Origin of the sequence: Winogradskyella sp. HaHa_3_26, from assembly GCF_019278425.1 — a bacterium.
Classification (GTDB): Bacteria; Bacteroidota; Bacteroidia; order Flavobacteriales; family Flavobacteriaceae; genus Winogradskyella; species Winogradskyella undariae.
This window is the reverse complement of the sequence record NZ_CP058981.1, coordinates 894,639-911,123: the sequence shown is the minus strand read 5'-3', so window position 1 is coordinate 911,123 and position 16,485 is coordinate 894,639. Positions and strand designations below refer to the sequence as shown.

Sequence of the window (16,485 nt, the reverse complement as noted above, 5' to 3'; positions counted from 1 at the left end):
GGTTTAAGATTTAATAGTTAATAATACATTTTCGTTTCTATCCAAAGCTTGATAGCATAGCGATACTAATTTTTGAAGGCATGCTTTTGAATGAATCCCTTTTCCAAGACCTGTTAACTGCGTAACAGGAGCAATACAACCACGAAGATCACGCTGCGCATCATTTGCAGGATGTAGTAATATCAAGCTACGATCTGGTACATCAAGCACTTGTAAATGAGGCCCAAATTTTTCGGAATACCGCGCTTTTAGTGGATATACACCTTCAGGAATACATGAGATATTCCGTTGATTAGATTTCCAAGGCAATTCAATAGCAAAGCCTAAAAATTGACCATTACAGAAGAGGGCACTTGGCGTACCCGCTTCATAATAGGTTCTCTGGAGCAACACAGTCATTACACAGTGTCAATTTGTGCCACAGATAAGGCGTTATAAGCACCGTTTTTTAACGGATACATTTGTCCGTTCACCTCTTGGTAAAACGCAATACCCACAACCTGAATCACAGGAAGTACGGATGCTGCGGTCAAAGTCACAGTAAGGTTCATAGCAGCCGTATCTACACTATCATAGGGAAGAATAGCGGTTTCTGAACTTTCAAATACAGAAGCTTCATTAGCAAAATCAAGTTCTGCTGCACCCATAACTAACTTGTAATGTGTAGTACCAGTTGGGGCAGTAATTCGCACCGTTGGTACAAATGCAACAATATCCACATCAACATCACCAGTGGCACGATCATAGGTGGTCACATAAGGAGTGAAAAGGGTAGCACCCAACTTTCCATTGATGTTAAATTCAAAACCTTGCAAGGTGTTCATATCACCATCTTCAATGGTTCTTAGTCCACGTTCGTTAACTGCATCCGTTTTAGTGATGGCCACTAAAACCTTTGTCAATCGACTCACAACTCTGCTGTCTTTCGCATTCTGCAAAAGCACCCGAATAGCATTTCGGATCACTTTACCACCTTTCCCTGCACGTCCAAATTCAGAACCATTTTCACGGGTTCTCTGAAACGCTGGATCATTCGCAATACGATTTCCATCAACACCACCTTTGTAACGCGCAAGGTAGCCGTCTGCACTCTTGTAAAATGAAATATCACCAATGGTGCCTTTCAATTTAATAATTCCTGTTTGTTTTGCCATAATGTTCTAAAATTTTGATTATGAGACAAAAGACGGTAGATTTATAGAAGAAATCAAATACACATAACCATCCATTCCGATGGATACGTTTTATGCCGTAACAAGTCATATAGACAAACCCAAGATGAGGTATAGACCGTGTATAGATAAAGTATAAAATGAGAATAGTAAGAGCCTGCATATATCCAAAAGACATTCAGCGTATCACGGGAAGAAGTGAACGCTACGGTCGTAAGCTCTTAAATGAAATTAAAACCTACTTCGGAAAAGAAGCACACCAATTTATCACGGCAGATGAATTCGCTGAGTATAGCGGCATCAAAAAAGAGATTGTTATAAAATATCTAGAGAGTGCTTTGTAAATAGACCCTTTCGGGTATAGCTTTGCTTGGTTATATATTAATTACACCTTAAAGGGTATGATATCGATTAAAATCACTAAATTGCACCCATAAAGGTATAATTATGAAAGAATGGGACCGCAATAATGCTATAGCAACGTTTGTACGTAACAGACGTAAAGAAGCCAACTATACACAAATTGATCTTGCAGATTTAACCGGATTAGGCCTGCGTTTTCTTCGTGAATTAGAACAGGGAAAACCAAACGTAATGCTAGATAAGGTCAATCAATTATTACAATTCTTCGGACATACATTAACTCCAACACCTATAAGAAATGAGACAAGGAACCATCTGGATCAATAACGAGCAAGCAGGCATCTTGAAAGAAACCGATGAAGGATACAGGTTTAAGTATCACACAGACTATCTTAATCATAAGAATGCTGCAGCGATTGCGCTATCATTACCATTACAAGAAAAGGAGTTTCAGTCAGAATACCTATTTCCTTTCTTCGATGGATTAATACCAGAAGGGTGGCTACTAGAGATTGCACACAAAAACTGGAAGCTTAACCCTAGAGACCGTATGGGACTTTTACTAAACACTTGTCATGACTGTATCGGCAACATAAGCGTACGTGAGATATGATTTGTTTAGCCTGTCACCAACCAATTACCGAAAATAATAACCAGTATCACGAGGCTTGTCTCAAAGAATTTTGGCAAGAAAACAAGCCAGTAATACAACTAGATTATGCCATGTCTGAAATAGATCAGTTGGCTAAAGAGAATATTGCCCAACGTTTAATAGTTACAGGTGTGCAACCAAAGCTATCTCTAGGGTTTAATAAGCAAGAGGATAACGATAAACGTCTAACCATCGTTGGCGCTTTAAACGGTCGTTTCATATTGAAGCCGCCTTTTTCACTATACCCTGAAATGCCACAAATAGAAGCCTTATCCATGCACCTGGCAAAAGCTTGTGGTGTAGCTACAGTTCCTTTCTTATTAATTCCATTAAAAGATGGAGAGCTTGCATATCTCACAAGACGAATAGACCGCAAACCCGATGGTAGTAAACTAGCAATGGAAGATGCATGTCAATTCACAGAACGATTAACAGAGTACAAATACAGAGGATCCTATGAACAAATAGCAAAAGGAATAAAAGCCTACGGCTATAACCCTTTAATAGATATCATCCGTTTCTATGAGCAGGTTATTGTCTCATTTTTAATAGGTAATAATGATATGCACTTAAAAAACTTCTCATTGATAGCAGAAGTACCAGGGAACTATAATTTAGCACCAGCATATGATATGGTTGCAGCACAATTATTAGTAGATGATCCAGAAGAACTAGCACTTAATCTCAATGGAAAAAAGAATCGTTTAAAACGTTCTGATTTTGATGTGGCCATAGAAGGGAGTGGTATTCCTAAAAAGGCCATGCAAAATATATGGCAGCGTATAGAAACAGGAATGGAAGAGTGGCACCAACTCATTGAAAATAGTTTTTTAAGTCCTGAGAACAAAGAAGCTTTTAATAAGCTAATCGCTGAAAGAGCTCAGCAAATCAATCTTAATTTTTAAAAGTCTTCATAGCATTTAGTACCGTTTATATAGGTTTGAATCTCTGATTTTAGTATCTTTGTAATAAGATTGAAAGACAAGGTAAACCAATCAAAATCAACCGATATTTCAACAAATCGGTCAACAGTATTTTACAAGCATCATAAAGACCTATAAATAGTACAGACTAGATATGTATTTGAATCCAGTCGAGGTCACAATAGAAATTAAAGCTTCCAAGATATTGGGAGCTTTTTTTTGTTTCCTATTTTCTCTAAAATTGCATATAATTCAGGTAAAAAAAATTATGCCTTGATTCCAAAAATGCAATTTATTTAAAAAACAATGTTCTTTATTTTTATTAATTCTATTTCTTAAATATTTTACTTTTGATGATATCAGGTTAATGATTTATGAGTATTGTGAATAACATTAATACTAATTAATTGTTTTTTGTAAATTTAGAAGTGTCATTTGTAAAAGAAAACCTTCAGTCTTAAGCTTAATAGAAAATATCAGATTTTAATATATGAAAGTACTGCATACTGCCGATTGGCATTTGGGACATCGATTGCATGAACAATCTCAGTTTGAAGAACAATCACTATTTTTAAGTTGGATTGAAACTTATATTATTGATCAAAAGATTGATGTGCTTTTAATTTCTGGAGATGTTTTTGATACCGGTTCTCCGTCTAATCAAAGTTTAGAAATGTACTACAGTTTCTTAGTAAAACTAAACGGAACCTCTTGTAAATCGATTATTATTACTGGCGGAAATCATGATTCTCCAGGTACTTTAAATGCGCCAAAACACATCTTAGGTGCTTTGTCTATAAAAGTAGTTGGTAAAGCAACTGAAGACATTAAAGATGAAGTTTTTGAAATTGAAATAAACAACGAAAAAGTAATTATTGCTGCAGTTCCTTATTTACGTGATGGTGATATTAGACGTGCTGTTGCTGGTGAAACTTTTGATGAATTAACAGATAAATATAAAACAGCATTAATTAACCATTATGTCTCTGCTGCACACCAATGCAAACTTATAAACACCACCAATGCGCCTGTAATTGCCATGGGACATTTGTTTGCAACCGGCGGAACCATTTCTGATAGTGAACAAAATATTTATGTAGGAACTTTAGGGCATATTGGTGCTGAAGATTTCCCTACGTATTTTGATTATGTAGCTTTAGGACATTTACACAGACCTCAAATAATTGGAGGAAACGACAAAGTTCGTTATTCTGGTTCTCCTAATATTTTAAGTTTTAGTGAAATTAATTACGATAAAAAAGTCATTATTTTATCTATAGAAAATAATAAAATTGCTGACATTAAAGATGATGTAATTCCGAAGTTTAGAGAGTTTTATAAACTTACAGGTAGTTTGCAAGAATGTATTTCTAAATTTTCTAGTTTGACTTCTAATTCTTATGAATTAACATCTTGGGTAGAAATTGCTTTAAAAGAAGATCATACAGTTAACACAGACGATTTAAAGTATGAAGCAGCACAATATCCTTTTGAAATCTTAAAAATAGGATTGAAAAATCAGCGAAAAGTTAAAGGAATTGAAGAATTGTTGGAGAATACAAAATCAATTAAAGAATTATTACCAACAGAAGTTTTTAAACTTAAATGCGAAGAAATGGATTATGATTTAGAACAAAGACCAAAAGTTTGGGATGCTTTTAATGAAATATTACAATCCGTTAAAAAACAATAAGGCAGCTTCTCTATGAAAATTTTAAAGATAGAATTACAAAATATAAATTCCTTAAAATCGGATACTCCTATTGTTATTGATTTTGAAAATGAACAATTTAGAGATGTTGGTTTGTATGCAATTACCGGTTCTACAGGCGCAGGAAAAACCACTATTTTAGATGCAATAACCATTGCTCTGTATCACAACGTTCCGCGTTTTAACGGATCAAAAGGTACTTTGTTAGATGTTGTAAGTCATGGTGCACATGATGCTTTTAGTAGAATAACTTTTAAAAATGACAAAACCATCTACGAAGCTTTCTGGGGAATTAGAATTGCTGATAAAAAAGGAAAAGCATATAAAAACCCAAAGGAAGAAGTCAGTTTAAAAAACTTAACTACAGATACTATTTTAGCGACTCAAAAACGAAATTTAATTACCGAAGTAGTTAATGCTACTCAATTAGATTACAATCAATTTTTACGATCTGTAATGTTAGCGCAAGGTGAATTTGCTTCTTTTTTAACGGCAAAAGGTCCAGAAAAAGGAAAGTTATTAGAACAAATTACGGGCGAACAGATTTATAAAAAAATTGGTCAAGGAATTTTAGATCGAAAATCTGAGGAAGAAAAAAAACTAAGAGAAATTGAAGCCAAAATAAATGCTGATGACATTTTAAATGAAGAAGCTAAAGCGAATTTAATTTCTGAAGATAAAACGTTAGATGCTGATATTAAACTTACCGAAACTGCGATAAAGTTTTCTCAAAAAATTGTGGATTGGTATGTTAGCTTTCTAAAATTAACAAAAGAAGGAGAAGAACATGAAGAGAAATCTAAAAGTGTTCAATCTTTTGTAGAGAAGCACCAAGTAGCATTAGATCAATTGTCTTTACATGAAAAAGCATTGCCTTTTAAAGAGTTAATAACAGATTTGAATAGAACAGAAAAAGAAACTGTTTTAAAAGAAAATCAACTAAAAGAAATTGAAAAAATAGTAACAGAACTAAAACCACGAATACTTCTTTTAGAAAAGCAAACCAAAGCAGACACTAATAATGTAGAAATTGCAGAAAAAGATTTTGCGGAATGGTTGCCAAAATTTGATACGATTACAAATTTAGACAGTGCTTTAAAAAACGAACGAATTGTAAAAGAAAAAACTTCTGAAAGCTTAGTTAAACTTGAGTTAGAAATCAAAAAAACATCTGAAGACAAAAGTAAATTAGTCAACAGTTTTAATGAGACTACAAATCAAATTAAAATAAAAGAAAGCTTTATAAAACAAAATGAATTTTTAAGATCAGTTGCCTTAGAAATAACAGATTGGAGAACCGATTTATCAACTTTAAAAACCCATAAAGAAGCGATTGTAAAAAGCAATTTATTAGTTGATCAAAAGGAAAAAGAGGTTACTAAAACTACTGAAAACTTAAAAGAAAACAAGAGTTCTTTTCAAGAGAAATCAGGTGCTATAAAAGTTATTGAAGAAAAAATTGCAGCACTAAGCAAAGAGTTAGAGAAAAATACATTAAGTGATTTATTAGCGTTAAAAGAAAAATACAATCAGTCTGAAAATAATTGGAAACAATTTAAAGTTTTTGCGGAACAACATCAAAAAATAGCAAAAGATAAAACTGATTTAGAGACGGATGAGAAAAAATACGTAACCGATTTAAAAGAAATTACTGATAAAATAATAGCTCTGCAAAAAGTCCTTGAAAATCAGGATAAATTAGTTATTGATGCTACTAAAATATTAGATTTAGAGCGAAGCGTGGCTAAATATAAGGAGGATAGAAATCGTTTAATAAAAGGAGAACCTTGTAGTTTATGTGGATCTAAAGAGCATCCGTATACAGAACATTTACCCACAATAAATATATCGGAATCTGAAATAGAATTGACCAAAAGAAAGGAAGATTTAAAAAAGTTAAACGAAGAAAAATCGCTTTTTAATAATAAAAAAACGGCCATACAAACTCGTATAGAAAATTTTCAAGAACAGATTAAAGGAAAATCAACCGAATTATCTTCAATAAATTCTAAAGTAAAGGAATTATTAATTGTTTGTGAATTAACTGATTTTGAAAAAGTTGAAATTGAATTACTTTCCCTTAAAAATAAGTTAGCTGAAATTAATACTAGTTTAAAAAATGCTCAACAATTACAAATAGATAAAGACCAATTCTCTAAAGAGATTCAAAAACAGCAAGAAGCAATCAATCAATTAAAAACAACAATTGCAACATTAGAAGAAAAAAATAAAAATGCAAAAGAAGTAATTCTTCAAGAAGAAAAATCAATTCTAGAATTAAATGCTCATTGTACAAAATTAGAGAATAGCTTAACAATAAAACTCTCTAAATATAAATATCAACTTCCTATTCTTTCGGAAATCAATCTATTTTTAAAAGAAATAGATGAAAACATTGCACTTTTTAACAAAGCAGAAAGAAGTTTAGACGCATTAAAATCTGAAAGTAAGATTCTAAACACAAAAATAGAAAACCTTAAAGATCTGTTAGAAAATCATGCTAAAAACAAAGTTGTTTTTGCTGAAACAATTAAAGAAGCAACAACAAAACAGCAGAAATTAACAACAGAAAGAATTGCTCTTTTAGCAATTGATATTTCGGTAGAAAGCAAAAGAAATCAGCTACAAAAAGCAAAAAGCACCTTTGTAGAAAAAGCAAAATTGAGTAACGAATCCTTACAAAACTTAGGCAACACAAAAACAAAACAAGAAACTTTACAGGTAAATATTACAACTGATTTAAAAAGTTTATCAATTAAAAAATCTGACTTTATAAAAATACTCAATGCTAAATTAAAAGGCAGTGAGTTTACATCAAAAGAAAACATTGAAACAGCATTATTATCCGAAGAAATAGCGAATGAGTATAAAAAGAATAAAGAACGCATTAAGGAAAATCAACTTAAAATAAAGACCTTAAAAGAAGAACATGCTAAGGATCTAAAGTTATTACAAGAAACTAAAAATTTTGAAACTTCTGAATCTGAAAGCAAACAAATTTTAGTCGATTTAAAAACTAAAAAAGATGCGCTGTTAACTGCTAAAGGTAAAATTGTAGAAGCTTTTAGAAAAGACAAAGAAATAAAAGATAGAAACCAAGAAACTTATAAAAAAATAGACGCTCAAGATAAAATTTGTAAAGTTTGGAAAGAACTCTTTAAAATTATAGGAAACTCTAAAGACGCATTTAACGTCTATGTACAGCGTTTAACGTTAAAACATTTGTTAGATCTTGCCAATGTGCATTTGTATCAATTAAACAAGCGTTATTCATTAAAAATGGAAGACTCTTACAAAGCCAAAGAAGAGCTTAATTTTAATTTGATAGACCATTATCAAACTGATCAAGCGAGATTAGTAGATACTTCTAGTGGTGGAGAAAAGTTTATTATTAGTTTGGCTTTGGCCCTAGGATTGTCTGATTTAGCAAGTAAAAACGTGAAAATAGATTCTTTATTTATTGATGAAGGTTTCGGAACTTTAGATAGCAATACTTTAGAAACTGTAATTTCTACCTTAGAGACGTTGCAATCTCAAGGTAAAATGATCGGAATTATCTCTCACGTAGAAAATTTAAAAGAACGTATTCCTACTCAAATTCAAATTACAAAGAAAAGTAATGGTGTTAGTAAGGTTGAAATACTATAGAATACTAAATGGAAGAAGAGTTAGAGGTAATCGAAAGGTGAAAATATGAATGTAAAAGATCTAGTAGGGCAATTTGAAATAATCGGAAATAATCAAGATGAAGAGGGCGGAACTTATAAAGGGATATTAAAGCTATCTCTAGATTTGAATAACAGAATTATTGCAAAATGGAACATTAACAATAATCAAATACAGCTAGGAACGGGTTTTTTTAATGAAAATATTTTAGTCATTAACTTTAATTACAAAGGTGATGATGGAAATATTTATAAAGGAGTTGTGGTTTATAAATGTATGACTAAAGATTTATTAGACGGCTTTTGGTCAGAAAAACATGGAGATCAGCTTTATCTTGGTAAAGAACGTTGTTTCCGCATCGGAACAAAAAAAGAGATTATTCATTAAAAGTTGAATAATCTCTTTTTTATCTTAATGAGGTAAATATTTCTACTCAAACTGATTTAAGAAATTAACATACTGTCTGTTATCAGGATACAGTCTGACTAATTGATTTAAAATGTTTTTAGCTTTTTCTGATTGGTTAGTGCTAGAATAATGATAACCCAATGCATATAGTAAACTTTCGTTGGTAGGGTCAATATTTAATCCTTTTAAAAGCGTTTGTTCTGCATTTTTACTGTCTTGAATTTTACCATATAATAAACTTAAATTGTAATAAGGACGTGGATTATCTGGCATGTACTCAATAGCCTTTTTCATTTGCTTAATAGCATCATCTGTACGATTTAATTCAGCATATAATAAGGATAAAGAGTAGTATACAGGGCCATATTCTGATTCTTGCTCAATAACCTTTTTAAACGTTTCTTCTGCTTTTTCAAAATTTTGATCCTTGTAATAAAGGTTAGCTAAATCTAATCTTATTTGATTGTTTAATTCATCAATATCTAAAGCACTTTTGTAGCCTTCAATTCCTTTTTGTAAATTTCCTTGTTTTATATTATATCTCGCTCTTTTTATTCTACCTCCAACAAAGTCGGAATTATGGTCTAAATAAGCATTAAATTCTTTTTTAACTTTTTGATAGCTTTCTTTGTATTGTTCTGGTATTTGTAATTCTGTTAAACCACCAAGTCCATAAAACGCTTTAATTCTTACAGTTCTTTTTTGATCCTCTAGTAATGGTAAGAAATAATTAGTGTAATCTGTAGTGTTTGCTTCGCTTAAAGCATCAACAGTTGCAGCTCTTATTAAAGGGGATTCGTCGTTTAATAACGTAAGATATTGATCTATTAAATCGTCTGAACTGTAATTTGAAATCACTTTAATAGCTGAAGCTCTTGCTATTTCTGGTTCTGATTTATCATTTATTAATTCTGCTAAACCAGCATATGCATCTGGATGGTGAGCGATACCAGGAGCTAATTTATCTGAAAAATGAATAGAATCTACAGCGCCATGTTGTTTTTGAAATTCTTCCCAAGCCCATTTGTCATCTTTGTCTTCGTGGCATCCTGTACACGCATTTGGAGATCCGTATTTTAAACTTAAATCTGGTCTCGGAATTCTAAAGCTATGATCTCTTCTAAAATCATTTCCCATATAATACCTTCCGGTCATGTGGCAATTAATACATTTTGCACCTTCGGTATTTGCTTCATGAAAATGGTGTTTAGGCGTATCGTATTTTGCGGGTTCATGACATTGTGCACAAAGGTTATTTCCTTCAAATTTTAATTTTAAGGAATGCGAATTGTGACAATTATTACAAGTAACGTTGTTTTGGTACATTTTACTTTGAACAAAAGAGCCATAAACATATACTTCATCGAGGATTTGTCCATCAGGAAAATATAGATTTTCTACAAGTAATTGAGGGAAATAATGATCGAGTAAAGTACCTTCAAAATTAAAGTGAGTAGAGAATTGTTCTCTTCTCATATGGCAACGTGCGCATTGGTCTACTAGTTCTTTTGGTTTAGTATCCAGGGTCATTTGCATAGTTCCGGTTGAATTGTATGCTTCTCCAAGTCTATTAACATCTTCTACATGTTGTTTACCCGGTCCATGGCAGGCTTCACAATTAACATTGATTATGGCATATTTAGTGTCGTAACTATGGGTTTCTTTGTCGTAGTTTTTTCTAACGTTCGTAGAGTGGCAGTCAGAACACATATTATTCCAATTCAAACCACCTCTAGACCAATGTAGCCATTCAGAATGTACAACTTTAAAGTCAGGATATAGATCAAACCATTTATTTTTAACGGAATCCCAAGCGGTTCTTAAACATTGATAATGTCCATTTGGGAATTGAACAATATACTGTTGTAAAGGTGTGATCCCAAAAGTATAAATAACTTTATAATCGTGATATTCTCCGTCAGGACCCTCCGTATTTGCATAGTAAACGTTGTCTTTTTTAAAGAAATGAGATGTAATACCTTGGCTTGTAAATTTTTCACCATTAAAACCTGCTAATACAGATGTGCTGTCTGCAATTTCCATGGCTTTATCGTGATCAGAACCTTCCCAATCTTTAAATTCTTCTTGATGGCATTCTCTACAGTTTTTATCACCCAAAAAATGATCGTCAGGAATTAATTTTCCTGATAAAAAAACGGAAGTTTTGTCATTGATAGCTTCGTATTTAGGTTCTTCTTTACATGATAAACTTGTTGATAAACAGGCTAGTGCAAGAATTAAAGTTGATTTTGAAATCGCTTTTTGAAAAGTAAGAATGTTAAATGTCACCTGAAAAAATTTAGAGTACTAAAAGTACATATTTTTTTGATGTTTTTAACAAGAAATTATGAAATAAAAAATGCTTTTATTAGAACGTTTATCCAATAGCATTTTTAGTAATATAGACACGCCAACCTATTATAGCAAGTTGGATTTTAGTCGCTTTACTAAGGTCTAATTGTTGTTTTGAGTAACTAGGAAGAATAGCCTTGTTCACTTTTGCGATAAGTTTAAAGATGAAAGTCTTCATAATTTTTATTTGTAACGAAAGTTAGTTTTTATTTAGGCTATATTATTTGTGACAAAAATAGTAAAACTTATTCTAGAACTAAGCTTTACCTTTTTTGAGGTTGTTAAATTGTTGAAATGATTATTTCAATAACTAGAGAGATTAATGTGATCATAATTTTTGGTTTTAGAGGTTAGTAATATTCAATGTTTAATTGATTGAGTTTTCAATATAAATATTCAACCTGCTATGTTCCAAGTATTTTTGTAATAATTGATGAGTTTGAATTTTAATTTATATCTAAAAAGATGTAATTAGTTATAATATTTAGTGACTTGTCTATATATGTGTTTTAAATTATAGTTAAAATATCTTATAAGTGTTTTTTATTGTAACTTTCTAAGGGGGTTTTTGGAGTGTTATTATTAATTGTAGACATGATTATTGATTAATAAGCTTAAAATTTGAAATTTCATCTTTTTTTTGAATTTTTAATTATGGCAGATTGTATGTTTTGATAACTGTGTTTCCGTATTTAATTTTGTGTTAACCTGTGGCTTGAGAATAAGTTTATATTTGTAAAAAAAATGATAATGAAAAAAATTACAATTTTAGTACTGCTGTTAATTTCAGGAGTCAGTTGGTCTCAGGTTTTGGTAATTAATGAACTAGATGCTGATAGTCCAAGTGTAGATACTCAAGAGTTTATAGAATTAAAATCAGAAACGCCTAATTTTTCTACTGATGGATACATTTTAGTGTTCTTTAATGGATCGAGTAGTGGAGGTGATAGTAGCTATTTTACGTACAATTTAAATGGTTTAACAACAGATATTAATGGTTTATTAGTTATAGGGAGTTCTAATATTACGCCTTTTCCTCAGGCATTAATGTCAGAAAACGTAATTCAAAATGGACCAGATGCTGTAGGTATCTATGAAGCTTTGACATCAGACTTTTTAGAGGGAACTATAGCTACTCAAGATAATTTAATAGATGCAATGGTTTACGGAACTAATGATTCTGATGCTACGGGTTTATTAGAGAAGTTAGGAGAAACAATGCAATATAATGATAGTGGTACCAATGCTAATCCTAAATCTATTCAACGATTTGTAGATGAAATGGGAGTTGTAACCTTTTCTTCTGTAACACCAACGCCAAGAAGAGAAAATGATGGTTCAGGTATTGCTGTAAATTCAATTGCTATTTCTGTTATAGACACTCAAATTGAAGAAGGTGCAATTTTTGATATTATCTTTACTGCAGATACTAATGTAGATTCAGATTTAAACTTTAATATAAGTTTGGATAATGATAGTTTTGATATTTCTGATTATACAGGAAATACAAATATTACTATTTTATCAGGAGAGAATACAGCGACAACTACAATTACTTTAGTTGATGATGCTGATGATGAAGGTGATGAGGTTTTAAAAATTAGATTTTTAGATCTAGTAGAGCCAATTATAGCTAATAATGGAGATATAGAAATTAGAGTTGTGGATAATGATTTTGTTGTTGCAGCTTGGGGAACACCTTTAGAACCTACTTTCGGTATTGTTGAAACTACACAGCCAACTGGTTATTACAACAGTTTAGATGGCTTAGCAGATGTTACTTTAAGACAGGCTTTACAAGATATTATTGCAGATCCATCTATTGTAAGAGCACAGACTTATGCAGATATTATTGATATTTTAAAAGAAGCAGATCAAAATCCAGAAAACAGTAATGAAGTATGGTTGGTATACTTAGAAAAAGGTCGTGCCAAGTTAGATTACCAAACAAGTTCTATAAATACAGGGAAATGGAATAGAGAACATACATTTCCTAGATCTAGAGGTGGTTTTGATAGCATAGAAGAAGATGAGGTTGCTGATGGAATTGATGTTTATTGGACAACAGAAGCAGATTCATTACGTCATGGTAATTCTGATGCACATGCATTAAGAGCAGCAGATGGACCAGAGAATAGTTCAAGAAATAATCAGTTTTATGGTGAGTATAATGGGCCAACCGGTACAGCAGGAAAATTTAAAGGTGATGTAGCCAGAAGTGTATTTTATATGGCTGTGCGTTATAATGGTCTAGAAATCGTAAATGGTTATCCTGATGGCAATGTTGGTGAGTTTGGAGATTTAGCAACTCTACTTGAGTGGCATAGAAATGATCCGCCAGATGATTTTGAAATGAATAGAAATAACGTGGTTTACAATTGGCAGAAAAACAGAAATCCTTTTATAGATCAACCAGATTTGATAGAATATATTTGGGGAGATAATGTTGGTGATGCATGGGCACAAGCTTTAAGTGTTGAAGATAATGCATTATTAGATGTCACTTTAACACCTAATCCTACAACAGGGCGTGTTTATATTTCTGGATTAAATGCAGCGGCTAATGTTGAGGTTTACTCAGTAGAAGGAAAGCTTTTAAAGCGTATACAGACTGTAAATGATTATCTAGACTTAGATATCGCTTCGGGTTTATATATCTTAAAATTAACCAGTGAGAATCGTTCTGTAATTAAGAAGGTTATTGTTAATTAAGTAGTAGAAATACTTTAATAGAAAAAGCCAAACTGTTTATATTCAGTTTGGCTTTTTTTTTTTTTTTTTTTGTTTTAAAATGGTTTTATTTACTTGGTTCTAGCGATTAAGGATCCTTCTGATTTTCCAAATTCTATATCCGGAATACCATTAGTAACTTTCCATGTAGCGCTACTTTTTGATCCTTCATTATCCTCAAGACTAATTTTTATACTTGTAATTTCTCCAACCTTATTTCTTTTTAACTTAGAATATTTAACTGTGATTCCAATTCTTTTAAGTTCATTTATATGAGAATCTAAAATTTGATCTGTTGAAGATTTTGAAATATAGGCGATAGATTCATTTTTGGAAGGGTTTTCGTCATCAATGTAAGTGAGGCTATTTATTTCTGATTTACCAATGGCTTTCCATGGATTATTGTTTTTTGTTTTGGTTGTATTTTTCTCAGTTGTATTCTCTTTAGTTATTAATATTATAACCCCATTTTTACCTTTATCACCGTATGCATCAATCGCTTTGTTGTCTTTCAAAACAGTCATGCTTTCAATAAGGTTAGGATTCAGGTATTTAAGTAGTTCATAATCTGCTTCTTTTCCATCAATGATTATTAAAGGTTTTTGATTGTTGTTAGTTGCAGTTGAAATAGCTTTATACTTTTTTTGGGGTTGATTAATTATTAGATCATCATTTTTAGTGGTTATTTTTAAAGTTTTACCACCTTCATAGTATAAGTCAGATTTTTCTTTAGATAAGCTTTGCACCTTTGCGGAATCAATCGTTTTAAAGTATAACGTATCATTTGGTTTTTGGATGTTGTAGGCGGCAACTAATGTATTTTCATTATATTCAATATCTTTAATGTTATAAACTTCAATACTTTCGTCAGTCATTTCAAAATAGAAAGGTAAAATTCCTTCTTTAATTTTAGAACTATAGTTGGTTGTTCTATTTTTAGATTCAAAAACAATATTTATTGAGCTAATTTTATCGTCTTGGTTACGTTTTAAGCTTTTTATTTTCATTGTTACACCTTTAGATTCTAAAAGTGTTTTAAATTCTTCTAGGCGATCATCATTCATCTGGTTGGTGAACTTTAGCTTTATGCTTTCGTGTGTAATTGAATCCTTTGTGTTAATTGGTTCAATGTTATTGAGGAGTTCAGCTTCTAGATATATCTTTTTACTATTCATACTAATGAGTAAACCAGCTAAAAGTGGCAACATAAGCAAGTATTTCAATTGATTTTTTTGTTTTGATCTCGTTTTGTTTAACATAAATATTCGTTTTTTGATTGATGAATTATAAAAGTTATTAGATAAAAGTGTATTGTGATTAGCAATACTTGTTTTTAATAATAAATGCTGATATTCTTTTTTTGTGCTAGTAGATATTTGTGTGTTTAAATCTGCTATGTATTCTAAATTTTGTCGTATTTCTTTTCTGTACAACCAAATTAGAGGATTAAACCAAAATACAACACAGGCTAATTGCGTTAGTAAAATATCTATAGAATGTAATTGTGTAGCGTGTACTTTTTCATGTATTAAAATCAACTGAAGTTCTTCTTCCTTGTAAGATTTAGGATTGTAAACGATCCACTTAAAAAATGAAAATGGTGAAATTTTGTTTTTAACAATTATATATGTGAAATTTTGATCTTTATATTTTGGGTTTTTTATCAGTAGAACTATTAAAGAACCAAACTGAAATATAAATTGAATCGAGAATATTGATAAACCAATTGTATATACTATTAAACTTAATTCTTTCCAATTAAAAGTGGTTTCAACGACATCTTCTGTGAAAGTTGAATGATTAACGGATGTTGTGAATATAGATTCTTGTAATGTAGTAGATTCTATTGGGATGTATACAGGGATAACAATTAAAGGAAATACTATTGCAATTATTAAACCGATTAATAAAAACCATCTATTATGCTGAAAAAATGTTTCTTTTTTTAAAAGTAGATAATAACATAAATAGAATACTGCGATTACTACTGAAGCTTTTAGCAAATATTCCATAATTATTTTTTGTTTTCTATTAAAGCTATAATTTCCTTAAGCTCATCAACACTTATTTTTTCTTCTTTTGCAAAAAATGAAACCACGTTTTTATAAGAGCTATTAAAATAATTTTCAATAGCCGTATTCATAAATTTTGTTTTATAATCTTCTTTAGATACAATAGGGAAGTATTGATGAGTTTTGCCATAGGCGTTATAACTCACGTAACCTTTTTCTTCTAGGTTTCTAATTATGGTAGAAAGTGTGTTGTAATGAGGTTTTTCAGTATTAATTTCCGCTAGCACATCCTTAACAAAAGCTTTTTCTAACTTCCACAGTATGTGCATTATTTCTTCCTCTTTATTTGTGAGCTTTTGCATAGTTAAAATAAGTGTTTTAATCTTGAGGGATAAATATATAACTATTTTTACAGTTATAAAACTGTAATAATAGTTATTTAACGAAAAGTGTAGTTTTTAGTCTGTGTGCAAATGAAATATTATCTTTGTGAATT

Annotated in this window: 14 protein-coding genes; 8 read left to right on the top strand and 6 right to left on the bottom strand. The window is 31.1% G+C overall.

What is annotated here, in order from left to right; all coding sequences use genetic code 11:
* Positions 1 to 3 precede the first annotated feature (3 nt).
* Both H0I32_RS03995 and H0I32_RS03990 read right to left on the bottom strand, forming a co-directional pair.
* Positions 4 to 399 (bottom strand): DUF5675 family protein, encoded by a 396-nt coding sequence (locus H0I32_RS03995; protein ID WP_179314657.1) that lies wholly within the window; start codon positions 397 to 399, stop codon positions 4 to 6.
* Entirely contained in the window at positions 399 to 1,154 is a 756-nt protein-coding gene (locus H0I32_RS03990) for a hypothetical protein (RefSeq protein ID WP_179314656.1), read from the bottom strand. Before H0I32_RS03990 ends, H0I32_RS03995 begins: the two co-directional genes overlap by 1 nt.
* Before the next feature lie 158 nt (positions 1,155 to 1,312).
* On the opposite strand from H0I32_RS03990, the gene H0I32_RS03985 reads away from it, so the two are divergent.
* From H0I32_RS03985 to H0I32_RS03955, 7 genes are all read left to right on the top strand, one after another.
* A complete protein-coding gene (locus H0I32_RS03985) occupies positions 1,313 to 1,516 on the top strand; it encodes a hypothetical protein (protein WP_173588953.1) in 204 nt (67 codons plus the stop codon).
* 103 nt (positions 1,517 to 1,619) lie between these two features.
* Positions 1,620 to 1,862 (top strand): helix-turn-helix transcriptional regulator, encoded by a 243-nt coding sequence (locus H0I32_RS03980; RefSeq protein WP_173588952.1) that lies wholly within the window; start codon positions 1,620 to 1,622, stop codon positions 1,860 to 1,862.
* Complete coding sequence (locus H0I32_RS03975; RefSeq protein WP_179314655.1) at positions 1,834 to 2,148, top strand: HipA N-terminal domain-containing protein; 315 nt, start codon at positions 1,834 to 1,836, stop codon at positions 2,146 to 2,148. The genes H0I32_RS03980 and H0I32_RS03975 overlap by 29 nt, the downstream gene beginning before the upstream one ends.
* Positions 2,145 to 3,092, top strand: a complete 948-nt coding sequence (locus tag H0I32_RS03970) for a HipA domain-containing protein (RefSeq protein ID WP_179314654.1) — start codon at positions 2,145 to 2,147, stop codon at positions 3,090 to 3,092. The genes H0I32_RS03975 and H0I32_RS03970 overlap by 4 nt, the downstream gene beginning before the upstream one ends.
* A 508-nt stretch (positions 3,093 to 3,600) precedes the next feature.
* On the top strand, positions 3,601 to 4,803 hold the full coding sequence (gene sbcD, locus H0I32_RS03965; RefSeq protein ID WP_179314653.1) for an exonuclease subunit SbcD: 1,203 nt from the start codon (positions 3,601 to 3,603) through the stop codon (positions 4,801 to 4,803).
* 12 nt (positions 4,804 to 4,815) lie between these two features.
* Positions 4,816 to 8,469: an AAA family ATPase gene (locus tag H0I32_RS03960; protein ID WP_179314652.1), complete on the top strand. Its 3,654-nt coding sequence runs from the start codon at positions 4,816 to 4,818 to the stop codon at positions 8,467 to 8,469.
* 45 nt (positions 8,470 to 8,514) lie between these two features.
* Positions 8,515 to 8,874 (top strand): hypothetical protein, encoded by a 360-nt coding sequence (locus tag H0I32_RS03955; protein WP_173588947.1) that lies wholly within the window; start codon positions 8,515 to 8,517, stop codon positions 8,872 to 8,874.
* Between the two features lie 42 nt (positions 8,875 to 8,916).
* On the opposite strand, the gene H0I32_RS03950 is transcribed toward H0I32_RS03955, so the two are convergent.
* Positions 8,917 to 11,184 (bottom strand): tetratricopeptide repeat protein, encoded by a 2,268-nt coding sequence (locus H0I32_RS03950; RefSeq protein ID WP_256928788.1) that lies wholly within the window; start codon positions 11,182 to 11,184, stop codon positions 8,917 to 8,919.
* Between the two features lie 88 nt (positions 11,185 to 11,272).
* Positions 11,273 to 11,425 carry an SsrA-binding protein gene (locus H0I32_RS03945; protein ID WP_173588946.1) on the bottom strand — a complete coding sequence of 51 codons (153 nt, stop codon included), beginning with the start codon at positions 11,423 to 11,425 and terminating at the stop codon, positions 11,273 to 11,275.
* Between the two features lie 572 nt (positions 11,426 to 11,997).
* Here H0I32_RS03945 and H0I32_RS03940 point away from each other — a divergent pair.
* Positions 11,998 to 13,959 (top strand): endonuclease, encoded by a 1,962-nt coding sequence (locus H0I32_RS03940; RefSeq protein ID WP_179314651.1) that lies wholly within the window; start codon positions 11,998 to 12,000, stop codon positions 13,957 to 13,959.
* An 89-nt stretch (positions 13,960 to 14,048) separates the two neighbouring features.
* Here H0I32_RS03940 and H0I32_RS03935 read toward each other — a convergent pair whose 3' ends face one another.
* Together H0I32_RS03935 and H0I32_RS03930 are read right to left on the bottom strand one after the other, a co-directional pair.
* Positions 14,049 to 15,989 (bottom strand): M56 family metallopeptidase, encoded by a 1,941-nt coding sequence (locus H0I32_RS03935; RefSeq protein ID WP_179314650.1) that lies wholly within the window; start codon positions 15,987 to 15,989, stop codon positions 14,049 to 14,051.
* A gap of 2 nt (positions 15,990 to 15,991) precedes the next feature.
* Positions 15,992 to 16,351, bottom strand: coding sequence for a BlaI/MecI/CopY family transcriptional regulator (locus H0I32_RS03930; RefSeq protein WP_173588943.1), 360 nt, complete (start codon positions 16,349 to 16,351; stop codon positions 15,992 to 15,994).
* Positions 16,352 to 16,485 lie beyond the last annotated feature (134 nt).

Coding starts and splice junctions, on each gene's coding strand:
- H0I32_RS03970 (WP_179314654.1), top strand. CDS start 2,145: ATGATTTGTTTAGCCTGTCACCAACCAATTACCGAAAATAATAACCAG.
- H0I32_RS03980 (WP_173588952.1), top strand. CDS start 1,620: ATGAAAGAATGGGACCGCAATAATGCTATAGCAACGTTTGTACGTAAC.
- H0I32_RS03940 (WP_179314651.1), top strand. CDS start 11,998: ATGAAAAAAATTACAATTTTAGTACTGCTGTTAATTTCAGGAGTCAGT.
- H0I32_RS03960 (WP_179314652.1), top strand. CDS start 4,816: ATGAAAATTTTAAAGATAGAATTACAAAATATAAATTCCTTAAAATCG.
- H0I32_RS03930 (WP_173588943.1), bottom strand. CDS start 16,351: ATGCAAAAGCTCACAAATAAAGAGGAAGAAATAATGCACATACTGTGG.
- H0I32_RS03995 (WP_179314657.1), bottom strand. CDS start 399: ATGACTGTGTTGCTCCAGAGAACCTATTATGAAGCGGGTACGCCAAGT.
- H0I32_RS03985 (WP_173588953.1), top strand. CDS start 1,313: ATGAGAATAGTAAGAGCCTGCATATATCCAAAAGACATTCAGCGTATC.
- H0I32_RS03935 (WP_179314650.1), bottom strand. CDS start 15,989: ATGGAATATTTGCTAAAAGCTTCAGTAGTAATCGCAGTATTCTATTTA.
- H0I32_RS03975 (WP_179314655.1), top strand. CDS start 1,834: ATGAGACAAGGAACCATCTGGATCAATAACGAGCAAGCAGGCATCTTG.
- sbcD (WP_179314653.1), top strand. CDS start 3,601: ATGAAAGTACTGCATACTGCCGATTGGCATTTGGGACATCGATTGCAT.
- H0I32_RS03945 (WP_173588946.1), bottom strand. CDS start 11,425: ATGAAGACTTTCATCTTTAAACTTATCGCAAAAGTGAACAAGGCTATT.
- H0I32_RS03990 (WP_179314656.1), bottom strand. CDS start 1,154: ATGGCAAAACAAACAGGAATTATTAAATTGAAAGGCACCATTGGTGAT.
- H0I32_RS03955 (WP_173588947.1), top strand. CDS start 8,515: ATGAATGTAAAAGATCTAGTAGGGCAATTTGAAATAATCGGAAATAAT.